Genomic DNA, 25,247 nt, shown 5'->3' on the forward strand with positions numbered 1-25,247 from the left:
CGGGTCGTCCGACTAGTTCAGCCAGCCAGGTCCAATGTCGCGAGCACCGTGCGTCCGCTCGCTGCCGCGCGCGGCGCCATGTCCACGAGCGCGATCTGGGCCAGTACGAGCTCATCGCCCGCGTGCACGCGCCGATGCTGCTTGACCGTGACGTGTGCCCGAAACTCCGGTCCCGAGAAGGCCGGCTCGTTCGGGGCTGTGGCCAACGGGAGCAGCGCTTCGACCAGCCGGTCGTGCAGTCTCGTCAGCGAAGCGTTGTCGTCAATGAGTGTCACCGGAATATCGTGTCGGCGGCCAAACAGGGCGTCCGGCCCGACTGCCACCGTGAGTGCCGGGAACCCGGCCATCGTCGCGGCAATGACCTGCGCAATCTCGCTGGGCGCAGCATCCGTTTTGAAGGGAGCGAGCACGGTAATGTGCAGCGGCCAACTCCCGACGGTGAAGCTCTCGCCGGTCTGCAGCGGCGTCAGCGGCAGAACGACAACGAGGCGGGGCATGCGCCGAGTCTAGACGGCGCCGGACTGCCCGACCTGCCGCGCAGAACAGCGGAGATTTTCGTCAGAATCGACTTAACACGCCAGCTGTCGGCACTGAGGCCAATATTCTCCGCAGCCGTGCACGCGCCCCATGCAGAACGGCCGCGACGCCCCACGAATCCGCGCATCACCGGCCCCGACGAGTCGGCAATATCGCGCGACCCGCCGCAGGGCGTAGCCGACCCGCTCCTGGAGCGGTACAACTGAATCATGACGAGTTCACCTCTGATTCTGGGCCCGATGATGCGCTACGTCGATAATGTCTCGGCGAGCATCTGGTTCGAGACTCGGGATGCCGGTCGGATCGTGGTCACCGCGGCTGGTCGTTCCTGGGCGGCGCGTACCTTCGCCGTGCATGCACACCACTACGCCCTCGTGCACGTCGACGGCCTGCACCCCAACACGACCCTGCCGTACACGGTGGAGTTCGAAGGACGTCCGGTCTGGCCCGATTCGAAGTCCTCGTATCCGGCGGCGGTCATCGCGACGCTCGGCGGCGGGCATCCGCTTCGGATGTCGTTTGGATCCTGCCGCACCAGTGTTCCCCATGACGAGGACGGCAACCGAACGCACGGCGTTGACGCTCTGCGGGCCTGCGCTCTGCGCCTGGCCTCGCCCGACAACGACGTGCCGCGCCCAGATCTGATCCTCTTTCTGGGCGATCAGGTTTATGCCGACCTGACAACCGAGGAGATGCAAAAGTTCATCAGGGCGCGGCGTGATATCACGAAGCCTCCCGGCAAAGAGCTCGCCGATTATGAGGAATACGCGCACCTCTATCGCCTGGCCTGGTCGGACGAAGCTAACCGCTGGCTGCTCTCCACAGTGCCGACCGCGATGATTTTCGACGACCACGACATTCGCGACGACTGGAATACCTCGCAGAGCTGGAAGCGCCAGATGGAGGCGACGTCGTGGTGGCGGGGCAGGATCATCGCGGGGCTGGCCTCCTACTGGGTGTATCAGCATCTCGGCAATATGTCACCCGCCGAACGAGCCGACGATGACATCTGGCGCCTGATCGCTGCCCACGATGGCCCGGATGAACTCGACCTGAGCGTCGCACTCGACGCATTTGCCGAACGGTGTGACCAGCAGCCCACCAGCTACCGATGGAGTTATTGCCGAGACATCAGCGATGTTCGGCTGATCGTGGTGGACTCCCGCGCAGCCCGCGAACTCGACCCGGCCCGGCGGGCACTTCTGGACGAAGACGAGATCGCCTGGCTCGATGAGCGGATGCGAGGCGGCTTCCGCCACCTTTTGATCGGCACCTCGCTGCCGTTTCTGCTTCCGCCCGGCCTCCACCACCTGGAATCCTGGGACGAAGCCATTTCCGAAGGAGCCTGGGGCAAGCCGGCCGCGCGGGTCGGCGAACGGCTGCGTCAGCTGGTCGACCTGGAGCATTGGGGCGCCTTCCAGCGCAGCTTCCGCGAGGTGGCACGGATGGCTACCGAGGTGGCCGACGGCCAACGCGGGATGGCGCCCGATACGGTGACGTTCCTGTCGGGCGACGTGCACTACTCCACCGTCTCCGAGGTCGGGCGAACCTCGGGGAGCCGCATCGTGCAGGCCGTCTGCTCACCGATTCGTAATCCGCTCCCCATATTCATGCGATCGTTCTCCGCCGTACTCACCTATGGCATCGCCACGCGACTGAGTGCCCGGCTGGCTCGTTCCGCTGGAGTCGCGTCGCCGCCGTTCGGCTGGGCGGGCATCAAGGGGCCCTGGTTCGACAACTGTCTGGCGAGCCTCGACGACACCTCCGCCGGCCTCACCATTCGGTGGGAGAAGGGAGTCGTCCGGGCCGGTGACCATCGGCATCCGCTGGTGGAGAATGTGGCAACAGTCGTCCTGGAACCCCGGACGCAGTGAGACGGCCCGCGTCTTAGTCCGGCGATACCCCGACTGTCAGGAGCAACTGGGGCTGGGACTGCTCGACCCAAGTACCCAATACCGTGGCGGCATCCGTTGCGAGGGCCCCCGAAGATGTGCCGTCGAGTACCCGCACGACGGTCACGCGCAGGGCGCCCGCCGTTGCGATCGTGGTGCCCGCCGTAGAGACGGTGTCGATGGTCGCAGCACGCTCCGGAACGGGGGTTCCGGGGGTGCCGCTGCCGCGCACGGTAGCGGTCGGTGCGACCGGAATGAGTTCACCGTTCCCTTGCGTGAATTGGTCGGCCTGCTGCCCGCCGGTCAGGGCTGCGGCAGCGACCACCGCCAGATAGACCGGGTCGCCGGTGGCGTCGTAGACCCAGCGGTCACCGAGCACGGAGTGGGACATGGTGCCGACGAGCTCATTCTTGCCGCCCTCGAGTGGCGCGCCGCGATAGGTCAGCGGAATCTGCAGCAGCGGCCCGGTACCAAAGCGGACCAGGATGGTTTCGATGCCGACACCTCCATCAGGATCGTCGAAGCGGAAGGATGCGACGCGCTCCACCTCGGCCCCAACGTCGCCCACAAACCACGTTTGCGTCGGAGCCCACGCGGCGATGAGCTCAGACTTGGAGGGCCGCAGGACGGCGTCGTAGAGAAGTGCCATAGCTTCGATCGTAGGGGTCGTGGCGTAACCCGCACCAGCTAAGCCCTTTTCGGGTGGCCTCGGAGAGCGCGTGCGCTCGAAAGCTGCTCGAGCGCACGGCAGGCCAGCCGCGTGCGCCAGCAGCTTTCGGCCGCACAATGCCTCCAGAACAGATGCTCGCGCCGACTTCAAATGCGGATCAGGGCACCAGCACGATCTTGCCGACGTGAGTGGATGCTTCCAGCCGCCGGTGCGCATCCGCTGCACTCGCAAACGAAAACCGGCCGTCGATCACCGGTCGGAACTCGCCCGATGCGATCCACGGCCAGACCGCCGACTCCAGGGAACGCAGAATGGCGACCTTTTCGGCCAAGGGCCGCGACCGCAGGGTGGTGCCCCAATAGCGGGCGCGCTTCTGCATGAGGCGAAACGGGTCGAACGTGGCCGGTTGGCCGCCCTGGTTGGCGAGCACCATGATGCGCCCGTTCACCGCGACCGCCTCGATATTGCGCGCCGCATAGTCACCGCCCATGATGTCGAGGATCACGTCGGCGCCGTGCCCGTCGGTGGCGGTGTTGATCTCGGCGACGAAATCCTGCTCGTGGTAGTTGATCAGAATCTGTGCTCCGAGGCTCGCGCACGCGGCGAGTTTCTCGGCGGATCCGGCCGTCACGGCCACACGGGCGTCCATGAGTCGGGCGAGCTGGATGGCGGTCGTGCCGATTCCGCTCCCGCCGCCGTGCACGAGCAGCGTCTCGCCGGGCGCGAGTTCAGCGCTCATGAACACGTTCGACCAGACCGTGGCGAGGGCTTCAGGCAGGGCCGCGGCGTCGATGAGGTCCATCGACAGTGGAACCAGCAGTGCCAGATCTTCGTGCACCACGGCTTCGGTGGCATAGCCGCCGCCGGCGAGCAGCGCACACACCCGGTCGCCGACACCGAACCGAGTCACGTCCTCGCCCACCTCGATGACCAGACCAGACACCTCCAGCCCCGGCCACTGCGGCGCGTCGGCCGGCGAGGGGTAGTGCCCCTGCCGTTGCATGATATCCGCACGGTTCACACCTGCCGCAGCCACCGCCAAACGGATGTCGTGGGCCCCGACAACGAGATCGGGCGCCGTCGTCAGGGTGAGAGCTTCAGGACCACCGGGAGAGTTCACGATAATTGCGCGCATGCTCGCAGCCTACGCGTGGGGTACGACACGACCAACGGCGCAGAGGTGTCGGGCGGGCATCCGCTTCACCGATGCTTCGCCCCTATCGGGACGGCAGAACTCGGCGCATCATGGAATTGCGGCTCACGACTCTGACCGCTGAACAGGAGATTCTCATGCGTGCGACCGTTCTGCCCCCCATTGACCGCTGGTGGCCGCACCTTGACATCGACTTCAAGCACGAGATCCTGGCGAACCTGGATGCCCCCTTGAGCACGGAGGCGTTGGCCGAAGTGGCCCGCTTGTGTGACGCGACTATCGAGCCAGGCCCGGCCGCCCTCTCCGATAGTGAGAAGGAATACATTCGCACCCAGATCGAAGTCGTCGACTGACGAAGACTCGAACTACCCGTGCCTCACTGCGTGAGCGGTGGCGGCGCGCCCGGCCCGAATGATCAGCACGATCAAAGCGAGCAGGCTGGCGGCGCTGACGACGTAGAGGAGCATGCCCCAGGGCGCGTGGTCCGCGCCCGAGACTAAAAAGGTGTCAGCGAGCGACATGCCAGGCCCGAAGCCCGCGAAAAAGTGTCCGGGAGCCGCGAAGATCAGCAGCACGAGGTAGGCCGCGACCACCGGCTCGACCCGGCTGTTCATCCGTACGATCGTCACCAGCAGAACGACGGTGGCGAGCACGATTCCGCTCGCGCCCCAGGCGAGAACCCAGTTCGCGGTGAGCGACTCATCCGCGCGCGCCATCGCAGCGCGGATCTGCCCGAGCGTGGCGCCCGGAACTGCCGCTAACGGATTCCACACCAGAATCTGCAGGGCGCCCACAATCGCGTAGGCGGCCAGGGCCGCGAAGCCCGCGGCGGCCGCCACGACGGCGCGGCGCGGTCGCGGTTTCTCGGTGTTCTCCATGCCGCCAGCGTACCGATCATTCGGGCGCGGCCCGACCCTCCGAAGTCGGTGACGAACGGTGACCCTGCTTTGGCCGGATCAGCGCCGGAAGGCGAGTGCCGCGGCCCGATCGGCCTGCACATTTGCCCGGTGAAGTTCCTGATGGCCGGCCAGTTCAGGGCGACGGCGAATAATCAGCCAGACGACGCCGAGCCCGATGAACCACACCGGCGTCACGAGCAGCGCCTGCAGGGTGTCGGCCTTCTGGGTGAGCGCCCAGATCAGGAAGACGAAGAACGCGAGCAGGACATAACACATGTAGACGCCGCCGGGCATTTTGAACTTGGAGGCCGCGTGCAGTGCCGGGCGACGCTTGCGGAACACGATGTAGCTCACCACGATGATGGACCACACGAAGATGAACAGTACCGATGCCATGGTCGTCACCACGGTGAACACGGCGATGATCGACGAGCTCGCATACAGCAGAACAGCGGATACGAGCAAAAACATGCAGGAGAACAACAGCGCGTTGGCCGGCACCCGGTGGCGGCTCAGGCGTTGAAAACGCCCCGGTGCCGTACCCTCGACCGACAGCCCGAAGAGCATTCTCGATGTGGAATACAGCCCGGAATTCGCGGAGGATGTCGCGCTCGTGAGCACGACGAAATTGATCACGGCTGCGGCCGCGCCGAGCCCCGCGAGGGCGAACATCGCCACGAACGGGCTCACATCGGCGGTGACCTCACGCCACGGAGTGACCGCCATGATTACGATCAGGGCCAGCACGTAGAACAGCATGATGCGAATGGGGATCGAGTTGATGGCCTTGGGAAGGTTCTTCTCCGGGTGCTGCGCTTCGGCGGCCGTCGTGCCCACGAGCTCGACCCCAAGGAACGCAAACACGGAGAGCTGGAAGCCGGCGATGAACCCCATCGGGCCGGTCGGAAACATCCCGCCGTCGTTCCACAGATTCGTGAGGCTTGCCGGGGAGCCGCCGGGGGACTGGAACTTCGTGAACACCATCACGAGCCCCACGATGATGAGCGTGACGATCGCGACGATCTTGATCAGCGCGAACCAGAACTCGGTCTCGCCGAACGCCTTGACACTCGTGAGGTTGAAGCCCAGCAAGACCAAAACCGCTGCGAGCGCCGGAATCCACAGCGGCAGATCGGGCCACCAGAAGCTCGTATACAACGCGATCGCGATCAGCTCGGCGATGGCGGTCACGATCCAGCAAAGCCAGTACGTCCAGCTCGTGAAGAAGCCGGCCCACGGCCCGAGCAGGTCACCAGCGAAGTCGCTGAATGACTTGTAATCGAGGTTGGAGAGCAACAACTCGCCCATGGCCCGCATGACGAAGAACAGCATGAAGCCGATGATCATATAGACGAAGATCACGGACGGCCCCGCGAGGGAGATGGTCTTGCCGGAGCCCATGAACAGGCCCGTTCCAATTGCACCGCCGATGGCGATCAGCTGGATATGACGGTTCGAGAGCGATCGGGCCAGGTGTGGCTGCGCGTTCGGCGCTGGGCGGGTGCTGGTTTTCAATTGCGACATCGGAGTTACTTCCTTGTAGTCCAGAGCGATTGGCGACGTAGTAGAACGCGGGAAACTGATGCCGGGAGCTGGCGTAGTCAGCTGGCCCTCGGCATCCGTTACCCGGCGTTACTAGACGAGGGCGAGGTCGGTCTCGACGATGAGGTCGGTCCAGTCCGCGAGCGGCAGGTCGAGGGCGACGCTCACCGAGCGGTTCGTGATCTTTCCGGCGGCGATGTTCAGACCGCCGGCGAGGGCGGCGTCCCGCTCGAACGCGGCGCGCACGCCCCGGTCGGCGATTGACAGAGCGTAGGGCAGGGTGACGTTCGTGAGTGCAAGGGTCGAGGTCTGCGGAACGGCGCCGGGCATGTTGGCGACGCAATAGAAGATCGAGCCGTGCACGGGGAAAGTGGGGTCCTCGTGGGTGGTGGCGTGGGTGCCTTCGAAGCAGCCGCCCTGGTCCACCGCAATGTCGACGAGCACCGAGCCCCGCTTCATGCGCGACACGAGCTCGTTGGTGACGAGCTTTGGGGCCTTGGCGCCCGGGATCAGCACGGAGCCGATTACGAGGTCGGCCTCGGTCAGCGAGCGGTCGATCTCGTAGGCGTTGGAGGCGATGGTCTTGAGACGTCCGGCGTACAGGGCGTCGAGTTCGCGCAGGCGGTCGATGTTGATGTCGAGGATGGTGACGTCCGCGCCCATGCCGAGGGCCATGGCAGCGGCGTTGGAGCCTGCGACTCCGGCGCCGATGACGGTTACCTTGGCGGAGCGCACTCCGGGTACGCCGCCCATCAGCATGCCGGGGCCGCCGCCGGGGCGGGTCATCGATGCGGCGCCGACCTGAACGGCCAGGCGTCCGGCGACCTCGCTCATCGGGGCGAGCAGGGGCAGCGTGCGGTCGGCCTTCTGCACGGTCTCGTAGGCGATGGCTGTGACGCCCGCCTCGAGCAGGGCAGCGGCGAGGGCAGGCTCGGCGGCGAGGTGCAGGTAAGTGAAGAGGATCAGGCCCTCACGAAAATACGCGTACTCGGCGGTGACCGGCTCTTTCACCTTGAGGATCATGTCGGCGCTTGCCCACACCTCGAAGGCGCTCGGGGCGATCACGGCACCGGCAGCCATGTAGTCGGCGTCGGCGAAGCCGGAGGCGATACCGGCGCCAGCCTGCACCAGCACGGTGTGGCCGTGCAGCTTGGCTTCGTGCACTCCGGCGGCGGTGATGGCCACACGGAATTCGTTGTTCTTAACTTCGGTGGGAACACCAATGATCATGGGGAACTCCTGTTCCTGGTAGACGCAGGCCGATCGACTTTGGTCGGCGTAAGAACGATAAGCCCGGGTTTTCGCGGCTCTCCCGGCGGGGCGGCCGGGCAGCGGATGCCGTGGGCTGGCCCTCGCACACCTCACCACTCCAAATTTGCCGCCTTTACAGGGGTTCTTCGCTGTCGACGCCGGGGTCCGATGTGTCCCACTCGGCAGACACCCCGCGGCCGACTCGACATTTGTAGCGTCACGGCTCGTTGATTGTCGCCAGGCGTCCACACGGCTCCGTAGGATTGAAGCTATGACAGCGGCCGATATCGACCAGGCGGTAGTTATTATCGCTGCCCATCTGGGCCGTGCTCTCTCGCTCGAAGACCTCGACGGCGGGCTGCTTGCGTATAGTGCGCATCGGCCTACGGCTGACCGCGTGCGCACGAATTTTCTGCTGAGCAAGCTGGTTCCGCCCGACGTCAGCGCCTGGCAGCTGAGCCACGGTATCGCAACGGCGGTAAAACCGGTTCCCGTTCCGGCCAATGCCGATCTCGGAATGTTGGGCCGCGTGTGCGTGCCGCTGCTGGCGCGTGGATTCCGGGTGGGTTATCTGTGGGTCCTCCAGCTCGACGACGAGCAGACGCCGGAGTCCATTCTGCGTGAGTTGGGCATCATTCGCCCGGAGCTGGATGCCCTCGCGGAGATGCTTCTCAACCGCTCGAGCGCGGATTCTAACGGGCGTCTCGCCAGCGAAGGGCAATTTCTCGCCGCCTGTTTGGCCGACCGCGACGCCGTGGTGGCGGTGGGCGGTTGGCCATGCTTGCACGGGCGCGGACCCTGGCGTCTCGCCACGCTGCTGGAGCGCGGTGACAACGTTCAGCGCAACCCTGCCGAGAGTGGTCTGCTGCACCGGCTCTCCGCACTTCACTCCACTCTCGGCATTGACACCGTGCTGTTCTCAGCCGGCACCGAAATGCATGCCGTGCTGCTGCTGCACGACGAGATCGACGGCTTCGATCAGTCCGAGGTTCTGAGACGGTTCGAGCTCGAAGTCGCGCGCCGTGGGGGGCAGGTGGCGGCGCCCGCTCTGCTTGGGCTGAGCGAACCCTTCACCGACCTGCGCGGGCTGCCGGGCGCCTACGCCGAGGCGCGGAGCGCCGTGCAGGCGGCCCGGGTGGATGCCCAACTCGGCAGGGTCGTCTCGTTTCGCGCTCTGGGGGTCTACCAATTTCTGGCCGTTGTGGGTCGAGAGGTGTCGGCGTTCGAGTCATCGCTGTTCTCCGAGTTGCGGGATCTCGACCGGAACGGGGAACTGCTGCCCGTGCTCGAGCTGCTCTACGACAAGGACGGTTCCGTGGCCGAGGTCGCCGAGCACCTGCACCTGCATCGAACCAGTGTGTACAACAGGCTGGGGCGCATCCGTTCTCTGCTGGGTGTTGACCCACTGGGTGGGCATGCTCGTCTGGAGCTGCACCTGGCCCTCAAAGCCGCCCGCTGGGCTGGCCGGCCCCGCTTGTAGCGATGGGGATGCCGTCGCAGCAATCGGCCGCAGCCGGCATCCGCTTGAAGGCTGGCCCGAATCAACCGGTCTTTACCGTGCGGGCGGCAGCGCCACGCGCGGACCGAATGATCAGCACGATCAGGGCGACCAGGGCTGCGGCACTGACCAGGTAGAGGGCGACGCCCCACGGGGCGTGATCTCCGCCCGAAACCATGAACGTGTCGGCGATTGACATGCCGGGTTCGAAGGCCACGACCAGGTGTCCGGGAGCCGCGAATACAAGCAGTGCGAGGTCGGTCGCGACCACCGGACCGACCTGACTGGTCTGGCGAACGATAGCCACGAGCAGAACCACGACGGCCTGCAGTATCCCAATCGCACCCCAAGTGAGAACACAGTCTGCGGAGAGCGATTCATTGGCGCGGGCCATATCCGCCCGGATCTGCCCGAGCGTTGTGCCCGGCACAGCGGCCAGCGGGTTCCGCACCAGAATCTACAGCGCCCCGATGATCGCGTAAAACGCCACGGCCGCGAAACCCGCAGCTGCAGCCACGCCGGCGCGGCACGGTTGGCTCTTCTGGGTGTTGCCCATGGTTCAAACGTTCCGATGATCCGTCCGCGGGCCAGAGCGGCTGCCGGCTGGCGGAGATGGAGCCTTGACATCGCATCCTCGCGGGATAGAGTAGGTACATTGTGTACGTACATATCATCCGTGGGCATCGTCGCCCCTAGCTAAGGAAATTCGCCATGGTAGCCGAATTCAAAATTGTCAGCCGAGTGCCCCTGTTCGACGGCATGAACCGCATTCCCGGTGGGCTGATGCTCATCCCCCTCATTCTTGGCTCCGTCGTGGGCACTTTCTTCCCCGGCTTCCTCGGGCTGGGCAACTTCACCACAGCACTCTTCCAGGCCAGCGCGCTTCCGCTGATCGGCCTGCTCATCTTCGCGACGGGCATGCAGATCACCCTTAAGACTTCCGGTCCGGTGCTGGCCACAGCCGGCGTACTGCTGCTGTGCAAATCAATCCTCCCGGCCACGGTTGTCGTGATCCTGGCCCAGATCGTGGGCCTCGACGGAATTCTCGGAGTCTCGATCCTGGCCCTGCTGGTAACCATGGACAACAGCAACGGCGGACTCTGGCTTGCATTCACCGGTCGCTATGGTGACGCCCGCGACCGTGGCGCGTACATGGCCTCCGCTATCAACGATGGCCCCTTCTTCTCCATGCTCTTTCTCGGCGTCGCTGGCCTGGCCAACATTCCCTTCCAGCTGCTTCTTGCCGCCATCATCCCGCTGTTGATCGGTGTTTTAGTGGGTAACCTCGACCAAAAGTGGACCGAGGTCATGCGCCCGATCCCCAACATGATCATCCCCTTCTTCGCCTTCGCGCTCGGCACCGGTATCAACCTGCAGAATGTGCTCTCTGGCGGACTGTCCGGCATCATTGTGGGGATCGTCGCCACACTCTTCACCGGCACGCTCGCCTACCTCGGTTACCGCTTTATTTTGCGCCGCGGCAACAAGTCCGGCATCGGCATCGCCTCGGCAACTACCGCCGGAAATGCCATCGCCACCCCCGCCATCATCGCCCTCGCCGACCCCACCTTCGCGCCCTACGTCGAGGTTGCCACCGCCCAGATTGCCTCGGCCGTTCTGGTGACGGCAGTGTTTGCGCCACTGCTGGCCACCTGGGTGCTCAAGCGGGAAGGCGGCCTGGTCGCCAAGGAGCCGGATGCCGAGTCGGCCAACGATAATGTTCCGGTGCGCGCGGTCGAGCACTCGTGACCGTCATTGTGCCGCACCAGCAGGCCACGGCCACATCCGAGGGCCACATCGCCGTCGGTATCGTGGCAGATGATCTCACCGGTGGCGGTGACTCCGCTGTGCAATTCGCGCGCGACGGATGGCGCACCCGGCTTACGCTGACAGCGCCCGACAACGAAACCCTCAGCCACGCATCCGTTCTCGCCGTGGTCTCCGACGCCCGCGCCCAGCCCGATTCGCTGGCCCGCACGAGCACGGCCCAGGCCGTCGCCGCGCTCGGCGACGCCGGCGTGAACCGGTTGCTGCTCAAGATCGACTCGACGATGCGCGGCTCAGCCCACGCGCAGATTCTCGGCGCGCTCGAGGCCTGGAGGCGCTGGCATCCCTCGGCCTTCGCCGTGGTTTGTCCCGCCTATCCGGCGATGGGGCGCACGGTACAGAGCGGGCGCGTGCTCGTCAATGGGCAGGGAGTCGAGACAACGGCCGTGGGTATCGACCCGGTTACGCCCATCACGACGAATCTTCTTGCTGAGCTCGTGCCCGGAAGTAGGCACGTCACGCTTAGAAATGGGAGTACTGCTGAGCACGTAGAACAGTTGCGCAGCGCCGCCCAAAACTCAACCCGCGTGGTCACCGTCGATGCCTCCACGGATGCCGATTTGCTGGCACTCGCCCAAGCTGTGGCTCAACTCGGAGCCGAGGCCGTCCCTGCCGGGAGCGCTGGCCTCGCTGTCGCGCTGTCCCACGTCTGGGGCAGCGACCAGGACATCTCCACCGAATTAAACCTGGCGCGAGCTGAACGCGTGATCGTCGTGGTCAGTTCTTTGCACGATATGTCCCGGTCCCAATACGACCACCTCGTCGACGGCACCTTGTCCACGCACGTGCGCACGTTCACTCCGAGCCTTGACAGGCTGATGGAGCCCGGCGCGATCGGTGGCTGGATCGCCGAGCAGATCGCTGCGCAACCGGACCTTCCCGCTATCGTTATCGTTGCGACTCCGTCGGAGCGACCACCCGCATCCGCTGCCCATACAGGACCGCAGACCGAGACCGCGGCCGAGACAATCGCCGACGGGTTGGCGACCATCACTGCCGCTCTATTTGCGCACCGTTCCGTGGGCGCCCTGGTGCTCATGGGCGGCGAGGGGGCGCGTGCCGTGCTGAATCGATTCGGCGCCAGCGCCATCCTGGTGACGGATGCGATTCGCGAGGGTATCCCGGTGGGCCTGATCGAAGGCGGCTCCGCCGACGGTCTCACTGTTGTCACGAAGGCCGGCGGCTTCGGAGTCACCTCGTCGATATCCGACATTCTTCCCGAACTCTTGGCGGACCAGGCGCTCCGCCGCTCAGCCAACCCGAACACAGGAGTAGACCTATGACCCTTCCCATCCTTGCCGTCACCATTGGAGACGTGGCCGGAATTGGCCCCGAGATCACGGCGAAGTCGCTGCTCGGTCACGATGACGTACGCACCCGTTGCGTGCCCGTCGTAATCGGTGACGAGGCGGCGATGCGCCGGGGTGTGCTCGACGTGGGCGGCGACCCGGCGGCGATTCGCGTGATCACGAGTGTGGCCGACGCCCGCAACGAGCCCGGAACGATCGAGCTGCTGCAGACCGGCCCGTCACTCGACCACGTAGAGCAGGGCGTGCTGAGCGCGGCGGCCGGCGACGCGTCCTACCGCTTCGTGGTGGAGGCCTGCCGGCTCGCTCGCGCCGGCGAGGTGCAGGGAATCGTGACGGCGCCGCTGAACAAGGCCGCGATGCACGCCGGCGGGCACAACTGGCCCGGCCACACCGAGTTGCTCGCCCACGAGTTCGGTGTGAAGAACTTCTCCCTGGTGCTCTCGGCTGGCGACCTCTATTTCTTTCACCTCACGACGCACGTATCCATGCGCCAGGCGATCGAGAACATTACGGTCGAGCGCACCCTGAACGTACTCGAACTGGCCGGCGCCTTCGCTAAGTCCATGGGTAAGCCCGATGAACTGATCGGACTTGCCGGTCTCAACCCGCATGCGGGCGAAAATCGCCTCTTCGGAGATGAAGACGCCGATATCCTGGCCCCGGCCGTGGCTGCGGCCCGAGCCCGTGGACTGAACGTCGTGGGCCCGCTGCCCGGCGATGCGCTGATCCCGGCGGCCGTGCGCGGCAAGTATAAACTCGCCGTGGTCTGCTACCACGACCAAGGTCACGCACCATTCAAAGCCGTCTACGGCGATGACGGCGTGAACATCACGGTGGGGCTGCCGGTCGTGCGCGTCTCGGTCGACCACGGTACCGCCTTCGACATCGCCGGGCAAGGAATCGCCCGCGAAGCCAGCCTCGTACTCTCGCTTGAGCGTGCCGCGACACTCGCACCCGGGTGGGACCACGTATGGCGGACCGCGCAAGCGGCCTGAGTGTCGTGCTCGGGCAAGCGGCTGCTGCTGCTTCGCCCGTCGAGCTGGCCGGGGCCCGGCGCGCCCCGGCCTACGATGGGGTGATGTGGCTAGATGAGGTGCCCGCCAGCGCGGTCGATTCCGCGAACGGAACACCGCTGCACAGCCAGGTGGGGGCGGTCATTCGTTCCCACATCGTGGATGGCGCATTGCCGCCCGGGTCGCAGCTGCCGACCGAGGCGGAACTTCAGGAGCGATTCTCCGTTTCCCGTTCGGTCGTGCGCCAAGCGCTGGCCGCCCTCAGCGCCGAAGGTCTCGTGCAACGCGGTCGCGGGCGTGGCAGCGTGGTGTCGCCGCGCGGCGAACACCATCGGCTCGTACAGCGCATGTCGGGATTGTCGACCCAGATTTCGGCCGAGGGTGCCGACGTGTTCACCGCCGTGCTCGCGCTCGGCCCCGAGCAGAACGCCGCAGCATCGGCGGCGCTCGGCGGGTCGACCGTTGTGGGTATCCGGCGCCTGAGATCCGCCGGCACCGGCCCCCTCGCTGTCATTCACACCTGGCTGCCGCTTTCGATCGGTGCCGACCTCACTATCTCCGAGCTGACGGATGCCTCGTTGCACGCGGTCCTTCGCTCTCGCCTGGGCGTGTCGATCGTCTCCGGGCGCCGTCAGGTGCGCGCTGTGGCTGCCACCACAGGTCTAGCGCGGCTGTTGGAGATCAGCGTGGGGGAGCCGTTGTTGCTGCTCGAAGGCACGAGCCTGGACGAGAACGGGCTTCCGATCGAGATGTTCTCGACGTGGCACCGTGCCGACCGCGTGGTTTTCGACCTCGACGTCGTCGGTACCGAGCTGCAGAACCCCGACCTGGAACGGGATGCCTCGCGGGACTCGGCGCGGATGTCGGAGGTAACTGGCAACCAGCGCACCCACGCCCAGCTCGTTGCGAGGGCCGCTCAACTGGCCCGCGAACTCGGCGAACTTGCTGCGGAACTGGCTCTGAACGATTGATCAGGGGCGTTGCACGCGACGCTAACGCCTGCTGCCTCCCGCTCTGGAAGCGTGTAGGTGACAGCGGCGTCGGAGAAGTCGCTCGAATGCATACAAACGCATAGAGCACGCGTGGACTCTCTTTATAGCGAGATAGTTTCCCGCCGCCGCGTGGTTTGCGCGGTCGCACCACGCTTCGGCGTGAGGCAACGCGGCCTACGTGGCCAGCAAGCACGCGCTCGTCGGCCTGACCAAGGTTGCGGCCCGCGAATATTCGGCACGGAACGTGCGCACTAACGCCGTCGGCCCTGGCTTCATCGACACCCCGCTGGTGCGTTCCTCGCTCAGCGCCGAAGCGATCACGGCTCTCGAAGCCCAGCACGCGACGGGCCGCCTCGGCACCAGCGCCGAGGTTGCCGCGCTTGTTCTGTTCCTGCTGAGCGACGCCGCGTCGTTCATCACCGGCAGCTACCACCTGGTCGACGGCGGGTACTCCGCGCACTAACCGCATTCATCAAGCGGATGCCGCCAGTAAGTGGCGGCATCCGTTGTTAGCCTGCTGCACTTCACGAGAAGACTTCGGGGAAGCATAGAATGCCCGAGGCAGATTATGATTCTCGCCCCTAAATCCTGAAATCGATGCCGGTGGATGCCGAAGTGCGCTGTTCCGCCGCCCTTGATGCCTTGGGACTCCGTGCACCCGGCTTGCACCTATGGTGTGATTCTCGCGGCAACGCCGTCGGCGGCGCGGCGGAGCCGGGGGTCGCCGTCGTGCGCCCAACGCGCGAGGGCCGCATCCGCTCTCAAACGACTCGTCCCGCTCAGCCCCTGCACGAGCGGGAGCACGACGTCGTTGGTGAGCGGATCGACCAGCTCCCGCAGGACCGCGCCGCGTAGAAACCCCTCGATGCGGGTGAGGTCGGTGTTGTCGAGCCGGGTCACGTTGGCTTGCAGCAGCACGATCGCGGCGAGGCGGCGCTCGAAAACCGGAACCTTCCAAAGTTCAGAGCTCAGCGCCGTTACGTCGTCGTGCGTCATGTTCTTGTACCGGCGGGCCAGATCGCGGATGGTGCCGCGCACGGCACCGACTGAGGCGCCGTAGAACTCGAGCTCGTTTCCGAACCGAGCCTGCGCCTCGGCAGCCCGTTCCCAGGTTGCCTCGTACTGCAGCGTGCGATCCACGAAGTCGCCGGCGTCGCTCATCCGTCTATTCTGCCCGCCCGCGCTGGGCACGCCTCCCGCTCGAGCTGCCGCGCGCCCGAAAGCGGCTCGCGCGTGTGGCCTGCCGGTCGCGCCGCGCTTCCCAAAACGGATGCCGCTGGGCTCGAAACGTAAGTATTACCATGCCCAGTAAGAACTACACTCGAGGCATGCGAATCACGTCGAAAGGCCAGGTGACGATCCCACAATGGGTGCGTGAGCGCTACGGACTCATGCCCCAGACCGACGTCGAGTTCACCGAACGCGACGGAATGGTCGTGCTCACGCCGCTGGCCTCTGCCTCGAAGCAAGATCGAGCCGATCTGATGCTGGCCGGGCTGAGAGGGTCCGCCCAGAAGTCCCTGACCACTGACGAGATCATGCAACTTACCCGCGCCTATGAAGATGATTGAGTCGCGCGGATTCCTGATCGATTCAAACGTTCTGCTCGACATCATCACTCAAGATCCTCTCTGGTCGACGTGGTCAGAAGCCGCGCTCGCCGAGGCCGCTCGCGCGGGAGAGGTCTGGATCAATCCGATCGTTTACGCAGAAGTGTCGCTGGCCTTTGCATCGATTGCCGCGCAAGACGCCGCGCTGCCCCCGAAAACTTTTCGCCGCGCCCCGTTGCCCTGGCCCGCCGGTTTTCTTGCGGCTCGGGCGCATCAGGCGTATCGCAGCCGCGGCGGCACCCGCACCACGACCCTGCCGGATTTTTTCATCGGTGCACATGCCGTCGTTGAGCGGCTCACCCTGGTAACGAGAGATGCGCGCCGGTACCGTACCGCGTTTCCCGACCTCCCGCTGGTCGCGCCCTGAGTCGCCTCAGTGCACCAGCGCCAGCAGCAGGGCGACAGCCACGAACAGCAGGCCGAACGTGCGGTTGAGAATTAGCTGCCCGCGGGCCGTGTTCGTGAACCGCTGAAATGACCGCGCCGCCACCGCAAAAAAGAACCACATCACCAGGACGTCGATAAACACCACGGTGACGGTCAGCACCAAATACTGGGGGAGCAGCGGTTGCTCCGGCTGGATGAACTGCGGCATGAACGCGAGAAAGAAAACGAGAGCCTTGGGATTGAGCAGGTTCACCCACAGGCCGCGGCGAAACATCGACCAGGCGAGTTCCCTGGCTCGCGGTGCGGCCAGGTCTCGAGACGGGTCGGGTTTCTGCAGAATTAAACGGATGCCCAGAAACACCAGGTAGGCGGCCCCGGCATACCGAATGACGTTGAACAGTACGGGAGAGCTGGTGACGAGCACCCCGACGCCGAGCGCCACTACGATCACGTGCACGACGAGCGCCGCCTGCTGCCCGAAAATACCCCAGATCGACCGGCGAAACCCACTGGTCAGCGAGTTGTTCATGGTGTTGATCGCGCCAGCGCCCGGGGTGAAGCTGATCAGCACGCCGGCGCCCACGAGGGCCAGCCATAGAGAAAGTTGCACACGTCAGCGTAGCGCGGGAGTCATCGTTCCGATGGCTCCTCAGGCTCAGGCAGCGTGCCGGCTGGCAGCCAGTCTTGTCGGTACGACCTAGTCGCGGCCAAACAGGTTGCCGAGTGCTGAGAGGCCGGGGATCTCAAAGTTCGATCCCAGATCTTTCACCTGCTCGCTCAGCCCGGTCGCGTACTCGCCCGCGCCGTCGGCGACGCCCTGGGTGACTCCCTCGACACCGCCGGCGAGATTCTCCAAATCAACGCCCTGGGTGACTCCCTCAAGACCGCCGGCAAGGTTCTCGAAATCGACGCCGAAGCCGGCCGCCTGTTCCAGAAGAGGCCCGGCCACAGTGCTGAGCACCGCGCCACCGGCGACGGCGGCGAGTAGCCCGCCGGCCCCGAGCCCGACAGCGGCTCCGGCCAGAGCGCCGCCGACTCCTCGGCCGGACGGCTTCGCGAACAGTTTCTTCAGGAACCCGGGATTCTGGGCTTCGCCGCGGGTGGCCGACCGGGCCAGGTCGTCCGGGCTGGACGATGCCGGGTATTCGTTGGCGGGCAGCTCTGCGCGCAACTGGGAATTGACCTCGTCGCGTTGCGTCGGAGTGAGCCGCGCGAACGCGTCGCGGTGCACCTGCTCGAGCTGCTGCGGCTCCGCGGTCTGCAGCAGGTAGTCGTAACGGGCGATAGCCGCGCGGTCTTGCGCGCTCACGTTCGAACCAGCAAGGGGAGCTGCACTGCGCTGCTCGTTGTTCGCCGGGGGCCTGCTGTCTCCGGTGACCTTGTCGGCTGCGGTGCGCACCATCGCGCGCCAATCCGTCTTGCCTGACCCGCCGGAGGACGGCTGCCCTTTCTGGTCAAGGGCCTTGGCTGCCATGCTCAGAATGCGCTGGAAATTGCTCATTGGGGGCCCTTCGGTTTGGCTGGGGTTTCTATTGTGCCCAGCCAAACCTGAGCAAAGCCTCCCAGCCGCCCCCGCCGCCCGCCGCCGATGCGCAAGCGGCCGCCGATGCGAAAGCTCTCGCCGCCCAGCGGGCCGCCGAGCAACCGTATGTTGCCCCCTGCGTCGCGCCCGCCGTCCCCAGCGTCGACAACTACACCGGATGCCGCGCCTACGGCAACAACGGAACCTTCGTTGATAACAAGGGGTCGCCGCGACACCAAGATCCCCTGCTCCTAATCGAGTCTGGCAAGACTCCTTACTTCGGCTCAGGGTTTGTCCTGGTTACCTGACCCGAGGCTCAGCGCGTAGGGGTAGATGGTGCGGAAGTCCCAAGTGCAGGCGCAACGACCCGATCGACCAGCAGCTGCAAGGCCCCACCAGCCAAGCGGATGCCCGATTGCTCATGACGGTGGTTGATCAGCAACGTTTCGCGTTTGATTCGGCTGTCATTTATCTTTGGGCAGGCGTTAGCTGAAGCGCCATGGCTCAGAGCGCGTCAAGATCGATACCGAGTTTTGCCGCGGTTTCGGCGAGGGGGTAGCTGGACCGGCAGCAGTGCGCTTCCGGAGGAAGGGTCGGCTGGTTCTTCTTGACGGGTCTGCAGCGTTTGGGACTCCTGGGGACGACTCAGAACTCCGCGTGCCGGAACAGCCTCGCTGGCCTGCCTGCCAGGCCGGGATTGTAGGCATCACAGTCTCTGGGCCGACCGCATCGCCGTGGCCGAAACCAGCCAGCCGTCGGCCTTCGCCCACAACGGATGGGTCGTCGAGGCGCTGCAGGGCGCATCCTGTGTGCCGGCTGAGTGGCGCCGGGTCGTGCACGGGTGGCCGGGACTCACCTCCGCAGACTTAATGCGGCTCGGCGAACGCGTTGCCGACAACTCGGGCGCGAAGGCCAAGGGATCAGAAGAATGAACGACCCCACATCAAACGATTCCGGCAACAACTTCGCGACCAACGACGACGAAGGCGGAGGCGACGGCTACGCGGAGTACAACCTGCACGAGACCATCAAGCGCATCGAGGTGGGCACCGGGCTCGGCATTCCCAAGGCCGTTCCGGTCACCACGTCGCACTCGCTCACCTACCGGGTGATCGCCAGCGCGCTCGCCACCGCCGTCGACGATCGGTACGAGTGGTACGCGGTGCCGGCGCCGATGGATCCCTACGACGACCCCGACTGCCCCCACTTTCTGCCGTTCGAATCGGCTCAGAAGGCACGCGACGACTACGCCGAGGCAGCGGATGCGCAGATCGCGGCGACCGGCCGCGACATCCACTTCTTTCAGCCGTTCTGGGCGCTGCTCCGCAACTTCGAGCCGATCGCCATCTTCGACTCGGCCGGCGTGATCCACGCCGTGATGGGTGCGACCGAGCTGATGCCGGCCTACGACCAGATCCACCGCAATCTCACGATCACCACGGTGCAGGTTCTCGGCCCCTACCTGCCGTGATGAGAGTCGCCTCACCGAAATCCAGTGGGCAGTCTCGTGTGCGTCTCCTTGTGCCTCGCGCGAAGGTCTTGTATTCCCCCAGTTCACTCAACTATTCTTTACGAATTAGTAAAATGAAAGGCAAGCGATGACAGCCGATGTACTGGCGCGTTCGGCTCGAGCGGCGAGCGGTCTGACTCAGAGCGAGCTTGCGGTTCGTTCGGGAATCGCGGGTTCGTCGTTGTCGCTCATCGAGAACGGAAAACGTGATCCGACCGTTTCCACGCTCGAGGTGCTGCTGCGAGCGACGCGTCACACGGTGGTCACCGTACCGACGCTCCGCAGCGATGCCGCGCGCATCGCCGGTGAAATTGGGGCGGCGATTGCCCGTTCCGAGCACGATCTGGCATTTCGCCGATTTCTGCAGCTGTCCGACAACCTCGTTTCCGAACGCGGCTCAACGCGCGTGGGCCTCGTGCTCACCGAGCCGACCTCCACGGGCTCAATAGGCTGGGATGCCGCGATTGCCGCTCTCTGCGAGTACCGGCTGAACGCCGATCACCTGCCTGTGCCGGACTGGGTTACAGAGCAACTGGGCCGACCCGACGAACCCTGGGCTCCGCGCACGAGTGACTACGACATCCCCGCTGACCCGCGGCGAGTGCCCAGCGAATTTCTGCGCCGTGGCATCCTGATCGAAGCTGAAACCCTGAGCAGCGTGTAGTGTCCGGCGACCAACTCGACCGCGACGATTTGATTCGCGGCATAAATGCGGTCATCATCAAACTCCGCGCTGCGGGCCAGCCGGCCGGCATCCGGATCGTCGGTGGAGCAGCATTAGCGCTTCGCTACTTCGACCGCCGCACAACCGCCGATGTCGACGCGGCGCTGCAGCCTGAGGGGCCCATTCTCCGGGCAGCAGAGCACGTTGCCGATGAGAACGGTTGGCCGCGTGATTGGCTCAACAGCAACGCCACGATGTTCATGCCGGCATTTGGGGCAGACCCGGCGTGGGAGGTCTTGTACTCACATCAGGGAATTGTCGTGGAAGTAGCTTTGGCACGCGCACTCCTCGCCATGAAACTAAACGCTTCGCGCCCGGGCCGTGACGTTCAGGACATCGCCAATCTGTTGGCGATCTGCAACGTTCGTGACCGTGAAACCGCAGAAGAATTGATGTCCGACTTCTATCCGGGAGACGGACTACCCGACAAAGCGCTCCGCCTGCTTGGCCCCATATTTACACGGGGCCTTCCTGAAATTCCGGCGGTGCCACCACCGGCGCACTTCGGGCCGACAGCTGCGGACCGACCACGCTGAGAGCACCCCGCACACACCTTACCTGCCGTGATGAAACCCGGACCAAGGAGCACCACCTTGACGAATCCTGACCGGCCCGCGCCCAAGAAGATCCTCTACATCGACCTCGACAACACGCTCGTCGACTTTCCGAGCGGCATCCGTCGGCTGAGCGAGGAAGCCCGGCGCGAGTACGAAGGCCACTACGACGACGCTCCCGGAATCTTTGCGCTGATGGACCCGCTGCCGGATGCCCTCGGCGCGTACCGCACGCTGGCCCAGCACTTCGATATCTACATCCTGTCGACGGCGCCGTGGCACAACGCATCCGCCTGGCACGACAAGGTGCTCTGGGTTCAGAGGCACCTCCGTCTCACCAGTGAGACTGTCGCCTACAAGCGCCTGATCCTTTCGCACCACAAGAACCTCAACCGCGGTGACTTTCTCATCGACGACCGCTCGGCCAACGGTGCCGGCGAGTTCGAGGGGGAGTGGCTGCAGTTCGGGCCGGATGCGCCGTACCCGAGCTGGGCATCCGTCACCGCGTATTTGCTGTCGCGGTCGGAGCCGTCGATGTTCGACGTCGCGGTGAACCTGGCACGTTCGGCGCACGCCGGTCAGCGAGACAAACTGGGCGTCTCGTATGTCTGCCACCCGCTCGAGGTGATGCGCCGGGTGAGCACCGACGACGAGAAGATCGTGCCGGTTCTGCACGACGTCGTGGAAGACACGGCCGTGACTCTCGACTACCTGCGCACGCTCGGCTTCGAACAAGACGTCGTCTCAGCAGTGGATGCCATCACCAAACGCCCGGGGGAGCCGCTCGCCGAGTCGATGGCGCGGGTGGCGACCGACCCGCTCGCCCTGAACGTCAAGCGCGCCGACATCTCTCACAACGCCGACCCGGTACGTCAGGCCGGGCTTTCGGACGAGGCGCGCGTGCGGCTCACGGAGAAGTACGAGAAGTCCGCGGGTTTTCTGGGCACGACGCTGGAGTCGATTCTCGCGGAGCATGCGATCTAAGAGTCGTATTACCGAAAAGTAATTGCACGCCAATCATTACCTATCGGTAATCGAATGCTAGGCTACTACCGTTCGGTAATAACGAAGCGGAGGTGCGATGATCGCTCAAATTCGGTCGGCGGTTGACCTCGGCGACTTCACGCGGCGCATCCGTCTTCAGCACGGTATGACCCAGCGGCAATTGGCGGTGGCCCTCGGCACAACCCAGCGCTACGTCTCCGAACTCGAGGCCGGAAAGCCCAAGAGGGCTGATGAGCGGTACTTCGAGATCCTGGCCAAGCTCGGAATTGCCCTCTCGGCGCAGTCGACGTCGCCGGTCGATGATGAGTGATCCCGCCCTGCGCGTCGAGCTCTATGGCGTACACATCGGCGACCTCACCCGCGCACCCCGGGGTCGGGCCCTGTTCGACTGGAGCAACGACGCCCTCGCGCGGTGGCCCCTGCGTTCGACGCCGCTGTCGGCCTCCCTCCCCGTCGGCACGTCGAATGTCGACACCACGGAGTCCTTCTTCGGCGCACTGCTGCCGGAGGGGCGCTGGCTCGACCTACTGGCCAATGCACTCCAGGTGCGCAGCAACGACCTAATCGGCATCTTCGGTGCTGTCGGGGCAGACCTCATCGGCGCGCTCACGATCGGCGCGGGCCGCGTGACAGGGCAACCCCGATCGCTCGAGGAGTCCGAACTCGTGCAGTTGCTGAGCCAGGCGGCCGGCTACATTCTTGGCGGCGGCGGTTCCGCGCTGCCCGGCTTCCAACGAAAACTCGCCCTCACCCGTTCTGATGGCCGCTGGATCGCGGGTAACGGTACGAAACCCTCCACCCACATCCTCAAACCGGTCTCCGAAGAAAATCGACATCTCGTCGAGGGTGAGAACTACGTGTTGGGTGTCGCTCGGGCGCTCGGCTTCCTTCACTTCGATTCGTGGGTGGACACGATCGGCCAGACGCCGGTGCTGGTCGTCGAGCGCTATGACCGACGAATCACGAATTCCAGCATCGAGCGAATTCATCAGGAGGACTTGGCGCAGGCGTTGGCGCTCCCGTGGGGCGGGGACGACAAGTTCGAGCGCAGCAACCGCGGTGCCAGCCTGGCCGCGATCGCTTCGGTGCTCGACCGCGACCGCAGCATCTTCGACCGCACAGAACCAGACCGCGAGAAGCTGCTTCGATACACAGTGCTCAACGTCGCGGCCGGCAACACCGACGCGCACGCGAAGAATTTTTCGCTCCTCCGCTTTGATGACGGCCGCTCACAATTGGCTCCCTTCTACGATGCCGCGCCGCTCGCTCTCGGGTTTGAGGCACCGCTGGAGCTGGCGATGTCCATCAGCGGCGAACGCGTCATCACGCGGGTCACTCTCGATCACCTCATCGACGAGGCCCGTGCCTGGGGCCTCGAGTCTTCGCGCGCCCGAGAGGTCATCGCTCAGACCCTGGACGCCGTGATTGCAGCGACGCGGGAGTTGCCCGCGCACCAGTCGATTTCGAAACACGTGCCGGGTTACATTCGTGGCCAGGCGCAGAATCTGGCGGCGGGAAAGCCGGCGCGCATCACAACGCCGATGCCTCCGATCCTGATGCCCAGACTGGGCACGCCCCCGCCCGACTGAGCGGCAACCGTGATCGGCTCGCCCAATTCACCAGCGGATGATCCCCGTTGCGTCACGATACTGGCGAAAGTGACCGGGCTTGTCGCCCGGCTCACTGCGGGTTCGCCGCCGTTATCGCAGTCACGCGAAGCTCAGTCGCGAGCACGGAGGGACTCTTACTTCTGAACGCGCGAATGACTCTCGCCCCTTGCCTGCTAGTGACCCGTGCCTCAGTCGGGCGGCCCAAACACCCGGGTAGCCTCGCGAACTGCAGCAACCCCGGGTACGTTCACCCCATGACCCGACGCATGAAGGAACCCGCCTACCTCGCTGAGCAGGTGAAGCATCGTTTCGATCGGCACATCAAGCCGATCAACGACTACGTCGACGAGATCAGCACGCCAGACCTCTGGGTTCCTTACGTCGCACCGATCCACGGTGGCATAAACGCTCGCGTACTCTCCGTGCTGCGCGATCCAGGCCCTGCCACACGCAAAGACAAGGGCAGTGGGTTCATCAGCATCGAAAACGATGACCCAACCGCTGAACGGCAGTGCGCGCGCTTCGCGTCAGTCGGCGTTAGTGCCTGCGATATTCTGCCGTGGAACGCCTACCCCTGGTTCATCAATCGAGCCCCCAAGGCCGCCGAGTTAGAGGCCGGCGTTGACACCATCCTCGAAATGCTCCACCTGGCACCAGCCGTGCAGGTCGTGCTGCTTCAGGGCGGAGACGCCCTCAGATCGTGGCACCGGGTGCTGCGGCGCGCGCCGAATACGGCCAATGAACTCACCGTCATCTCCACCTACCATCCGGGAGCTCAGGCCCTCTGGCACAGAGATCCGGCCGAGCGCATCCGGCGTGCAACACATCAAGTGGATGCCTACCAGCACCTCGCCGCGGTTCTCGCCTAGCGCAGACTGGCTCGGTGTCGGATTGGCTAAAGTGGCACTAATCATCGGGGGATGAATGACAACACAGCTACCGGGCATGCGCCATCGAATCGCCGCCCAATCGGTCATCGAAGAGCTGCTCCACCAGCAGCTGTCGATGCCGCCGCGCACGCGCTTCGCCCGGTTCTGGGGCGTCTCCCCGCTGGCCGCCGACAGCGTCGCCTGGTACCGCGGCGCCCAGGGCGAGATCGAGGTCGGCAGAATTCTCAGCCGGCTCCCGCCCGAGTGGCGAGTCTTCCACGCTCTCCCCATCGGCGAAGCCGGCGCCGACATCGACCACCTCGTAGTCGGCCCCGGCGGCATCTTCACCATCAACACCAAGCACCATCGCGGCAAGAAGATCTGGATCGCCGAACGGTCGTTCCTGGTCAACGGCCACAGGCAGCCCTACCTTCGAAACTCCAAATTCGAGGCCACGCGCGTCACCAAAATACTTCACGAGCGGATGCCACAGCTCCCGCCGGTGCAGGCCGTGATCGCGCTGGTCAGCCCCGCGTCGATCACGATCAAGAAGAGGACCGACGAAGTCCACGTTCTGGATGCGAATTACTTACGGCGCTGGCTTCTGAAACGGCCAGTCGACCTCGCCGAAGCCGATCTGGTCGCGCTCGCGGTGATAGTCGATGCGTCGACGACTTGGTCGCCCACTACGTCGGCACCGACTCCGAACCTAATGGCGCAGTACACCAAGCTGGATGGCGAGTTTCGATCTGCGCTCGTTCGGCGCATCAGCTGGAAGCTGCTCAGCATTGCGACGGTGACCGCAATCGGAGTATTCGTTGCTCTTCCACAGCTAATAGCGCTGGCGGAGAACGTCACTGGAAATTTCTGAT

At 65.0% G+C, this 25,247-nt stretch carries 28 protein-coding genes and 1 pseudogene; 19 read left to right on the top strand and 10 right to left on the bottom strand.

The annotated features are described in order from the left end of the window. Nucleotides 1-17 precede the first annotated feature (17 nt). On the bottom strand, nt 18-497 hold the full coding sequence (locus E3T46_RS13715; protein ID WP_134578965.1) for a 2'-5' RNA ligase family protein: 480 nt from the start codon (nt 495-497) through the stop codon (nt 18-20). Between the two features lie 249 nt (nt 498-746). On the opposite strand from E3T46_RS13715, the gene E3T46_RS13720 reads away from it, so the two are divergent. Beyond that, nucleotides 747-2,411: an alkaline phosphatase D family protein gene (locus E3T46_RS13720; protein WP_134578966.1), complete on the top strand. Its 1,665-nt coding sequence runs from the start codon at nt 747-749 to the stop codon at nt 2,409-2,411. Between the two features lie 13 nt (nt 2,412-2,424). Here the strand turns inward: E3T46_RS13720 and E3T46_RS13725 are convergent, their stop codons facing one another. Next, entirely contained in the window at nt 2,425-3,078 is a 654-nt protein-coding gene (locus E3T46_RS13725; protein WP_134578967.1) for a hypothetical protein, read from the bottom strand. 178 nt (nt 3,079-3,256) lie between these two features. Next, nucleotides 3,257-4,234: an NAD(P)H-quinone oxidoreductase gene (locus tag E3T46_RS13730; protein ID WP_134578968.1), complete on the bottom strand. Its 978-nt coding sequence runs from the start codon at nt 4,232-4,234 to the stop codon at nt 3,257-3,259. Nucleotides 4,235-4,305: 71 nt separating this feature from the next. Here E3T46_RS13730 and E3T46_RS13735 point away from each other — a divergent pair, with 71 nt between their 5' ends. Then, nucleotides 4,306-4,605: a hypothetical protein gene (locus E3T46_RS13735; protein WP_134578969.1), complete on the top strand. Its 300-nt coding sequence runs from the start codon at nt 4,306-4,308 to the stop codon at nt 4,603-4,605. Nucleotides 4,606-4,617: 12 nt separating this feature from the next. On the opposite strand, the gene E3T46_RS13740 is transcribed toward E3T46_RS13735, so the two are convergent. The 3 genes from E3T46_RS13740 to ald all read right to left on the bottom strand — a co-directional run bounded on the left by E3T46_RS13740 (nt 4,618) and on the right by ald (nt 7,923). Then, complete coding sequence (locus E3T46_RS13740; RefSeq protein WP_134578970.1) at nt 4,618-5,130, bottom strand: hypothetical protein; 513 nt, start codon at nt 5,128-5,130, stop codon at nt 4,618-4,620. Between the two features lie 78 nt (nt 5,131-5,208). Next, a complete protein-coding gene (cycA, locus tag E3T46_RS13745; protein ID WP_134443554.1) occupies nt 5,209-6,675 on the bottom strand; it encodes a D-serine/D-alanine/glycine transporter in 1,467 nt (488 codons plus the stop codon). Between the two features lie 111 nt (nt 6,676-6,786). Further along, nucleotides 6,787-7,923 carry an alanine dehydrogenase gene (gene ald / locus E3T46_RS13750; protein WP_134443555.1) on the bottom strand — a complete coding sequence of 379 codons (1,137 nt, stop codon included), beginning with the start codon at nt 7,921-7,923 and terminating at the stop codon, nt 6,787-6,789. Nucleotides 7,924-8,215: 292 nt separating this feature from the next. Between ald and E3T46_RS13755 the strand changes: the two genes are divergently transcribed. Further along, on the top strand, nt 8,216-9,424 hold the full coding sequence (locus E3T46_RS13755) for a PucR family transcriptional regulator (protein ID WP_134578971.1): 1,209 nt from the start codon (nt 8,216-8,218) through the stop codon (nt 9,422-9,424). Between the two features lie 61 nt (nt 9,425-9,485). On the opposite strand, the gene E3T46_RS13760 is transcribed toward E3T46_RS13755, so the two are convergent. After that, nucleotides 9,486-9,893 (bottom strand): hypothetical protein, encoded by a 408-nt coding sequence (locus E3T46_RS13760; RefSeq protein WP_241980753.1) that lies wholly within the window; start codon nt 9,891-9,893, stop codon nt 9,486-9,488. Nucleotides 9,894-10,153: 260 nt separating this feature from the next. Here E3T46_RS13760 and E3T46_RS13765 point away from each other — a divergent pair, with 260 nt between their 5' ends. The 5 genes and pseudogenes from E3T46_RS13765 to E3T46_RS13785 form a co-directional block, all read left to right on the top strand. After that, nucleotides 10,154-11,191, top strand: a complete 1,038-nt coding sequence (locus E3T46_RS13765) for a 2-keto-3-deoxygluconate permease (RefSeq protein ID WP_134578972.1) — start codon at nt 10,154-10,156, stop codon at nt 11,189-11,191. Beyond that, nucleotides 11,188-12,552: a four-carbon acid sugar kinase family protein gene (locus E3T46_RS13770; protein WP_134578973.1), complete on the top strand. Its 1,365-nt coding sequence runs from the start codon at nt 11,188-11,190 to the stop codon at nt 12,550-12,552. The genes E3T46_RS13765 and E3T46_RS13770 overlap by 4 nt, the downstream gene beginning before the upstream one ends. Beyond that, the gene (gene pdxA, locus E3T46_RS13775) at nt 12,549-13,574 is read left to right on the top strand and encodes a 4-hydroxythreonine-4-phosphate dehydrogenase PdxA (RefSeq protein WP_134578974.1); all 1,026 of its coding nucleotides are present in this window, start codon (nt 12,549-12,551) and stop codon (nt 13,572-13,574) included. The genes E3T46_RS13770 and pdxA overlap by 4 nt, the downstream gene beginning before the upstream one ends. Then, entirely contained in the window at nt 13,550-14,563 is a 1,014-nt protein-coding gene (locus E3T46_RS18730; RefSeq protein WP_134578975.1) for a GntR family transcriptional regulator, read from the top strand. The genes pdxA and E3T46_RS18730 overlap by 25 nt, the downstream gene beginning before the upstream one ends. A gap of 187 nt (nt 14,564-14,750) precedes the next feature. Next, a pseudogene (locus E3T46_RS13785) lies at nt 14,751-15,047 on the top strand (SDR family oxidoreductase); the annotation flags it as partial. A 206-nt stretch (nt 15,048-15,253) separates the two neighbouring features. Here the strand turns inward: E3T46_RS13785 and E3T46_RS13790 are convergent. Next, nucleotides 15,254-15,745 (bottom strand): DNA alkylation repair protein, encoded by a 492-nt coding sequence (locus E3T46_RS13790; RefSeq protein ID WP_134578976.1) that lies wholly within the window; start codon nt 15,743-15,745, stop codon nt 15,254-15,256. A gap of 167 nt (nt 15,746-15,912) precedes the next feature. Between E3T46_RS13790 and E3T46_RS13795 the strand changes: the two genes are divergently transcribed. Together E3T46_RS13795 and E3T46_RS13800 are read left to right on the top strand one after the other, a co-directional pair. After that, nucleotides 15,913-16,155 carry an AbrB/MazE/SpoVT family DNA-binding domain-containing protein gene (locus tag E3T46_RS13795; RefSeq protein WP_134473290.1) on the top strand — a complete coding sequence of 81 codons (243 nt, stop codon included), beginning with the start codon at nt 15,913-15,915 and terminating at the stop codon, nt 16,153-16,155. Then, the gene (locus E3T46_RS13800) at nt 16,148-16,561 is read left to right on the top strand and encodes a type II toxin-antitoxin system VapC family toxin (protein ID WP_134578977.1); all 414 of its coding nucleotides are present in this window, start codon (nt 16,148-16,150) and stop codon (nt 16,559-16,561) included. Before E3T46_RS13795 ends, E3T46_RS13800 begins: the two co-directional genes overlap by 8 nt. A gap of 6 nt (nt 16,562-16,567) precedes the next feature. On the opposite strand, the gene E3T46_RS13805 is transcribed toward E3T46_RS13800, so the two are convergent. Beyond that, on the bottom strand, nt 16,568-17,191 hold the full coding sequence (locus tag E3T46_RS13805; protein WP_134443570.1) for a LysE family transporter: 624 nt from the start codon (nt 17,189-17,191) through the stop codon (nt 16,568-16,570). Nucleotides 17,192-17,278: 87 nt separating this feature from the next. Further along, nucleotides 17,279-18,082: a hypothetical protein gene (locus E3T46_RS13810; RefSeq protein WP_134578978.1), complete on the bottom strand. Its 804-nt coding sequence runs from the start codon at nt 18,080-18,082 to the stop codon at nt 17,279-17,281. A 755-nt stretch (nt 18,083-18,837) separates the two neighbouring features. Between E3T46_RS13810 and E3T46_RS13820 the strand changes: the two genes are divergently transcribed. The 9 genes from E3T46_RS13820 (at nt 18,838) to E3T46_RS13865 (ending at nt 25,246) form a co-directional block, all read left to right on the top strand. Continuing rightward, a complete protein-coding gene (locus E3T46_RS13820; protein WP_134578980.1) occupies nt 18,838-19,035 on the top strand; it encodes a hypothetical protein in 198 nt (65 codons plus the stop codon). Beyond that, entirely contained in the window at nt 19,032-19,574 is a 543-nt protein-coding gene (locus E3T46_RS13825) for a hypothetical protein (RefSeq protein WP_134578981.1), read from the top strand. Before E3T46_RS13820 ends, E3T46_RS13825 begins: the two co-directional genes overlap by 4 nt. A gap of 127 nt (nt 19,575-19,701) precedes the next feature. Continuing rightward, a complete protein-coding gene (locus E3T46_RS13830) occupies nt 19,702-20,277 on the top strand; it encodes a helix-turn-helix transcriptional regulator (protein WP_134578982.1) in 576 nt (191 codons plus the stop codon). After that, nucleotides 20,277-20,873, top strand: a complete 597-nt coding sequence (locus E3T46_RS13835) for a DUF6036 family nucleotidyltransferase (RefSeq protein ID WP_134578983.1) — start codon at nt 20,277-20,279, stop codon at nt 20,871-20,873. The genes E3T46_RS13830 and E3T46_RS13835 overlap by 1 nt, the downstream gene beginning before the upstream one ends. 57 nt (nt 20,874-20,930) lie before the next feature. Next, the gene (locus tag E3T46_RS18265; RefSeq protein ID WP_198419217.1) at nt 20,931-21,875 is read left to right on the top strand and encodes a hypothetical protein; all 945 of its coding nucleotides are present in this window, start codon (nt 20,931-20,933) and stop codon (nt 21,873-21,875) included. Nucleotides 21,876-21,972: 97 nt separating this feature from the next. Next, on the top strand, nt 21,973-22,206 hold the full coding sequence (locus tag E3T46_RS13850; RefSeq protein WP_092448833.1) for a helix-turn-helix transcriptional regulator: 234 nt from the start codon (nt 21,973-21,975) through the stop codon (nt 22,204-22,206). After that, nucleotides 22,199-23,485, top strand: a complete 1,287-nt coding sequence (locus E3T46_RS13855) for a HipA domain-containing protein (RefSeq protein ID WP_166790286.1) — start codon at nt 22,199-22,201, stop codon at nt 23,483-23,485. Before E3T46_RS13850 ends, E3T46_RS13855 begins: the two co-directional genes overlap by 8 nt. 275 nt (nt 23,486-23,760) lie before the next feature. Continuing rightward, nucleotides 23,761-24,375 carry a uracil-DNA glycosylase gene (locus E3T46_RS13860; RefSeq protein WP_134443591.1) on the top strand — a complete coding sequence of 205 codons (615 nt, stop codon included), beginning with the start codon at nt 23,761-23,763 and terminating at the stop codon, nt 24,373-24,375. A gap of 55 nt (nt 24,376-24,430) precedes the next feature. Then, nucleotides 24,431-25,246, top strand: a complete 816-nt coding sequence (locus E3T46_RS13865) for a nuclease-related domain-containing protein (RefSeq protein ID WP_134578985.1) — start codon at nt 24,431-24,433, stop codon at nt 25,244-25,246. The last annotated feature ends 1 nt before the right edge of the window (nt 25,247 follow it).

The organism is Cryobacterium sp. Hh11, from assembly GCF_004404045.1.
Taxonomy (GTDB): domain Bacteria; phylum Actinomycetota; class Actinomycetes; order Actinomycetales; family Microbacteriaceae; genus Cryobacterium; species Cryobacterium levicorallinum.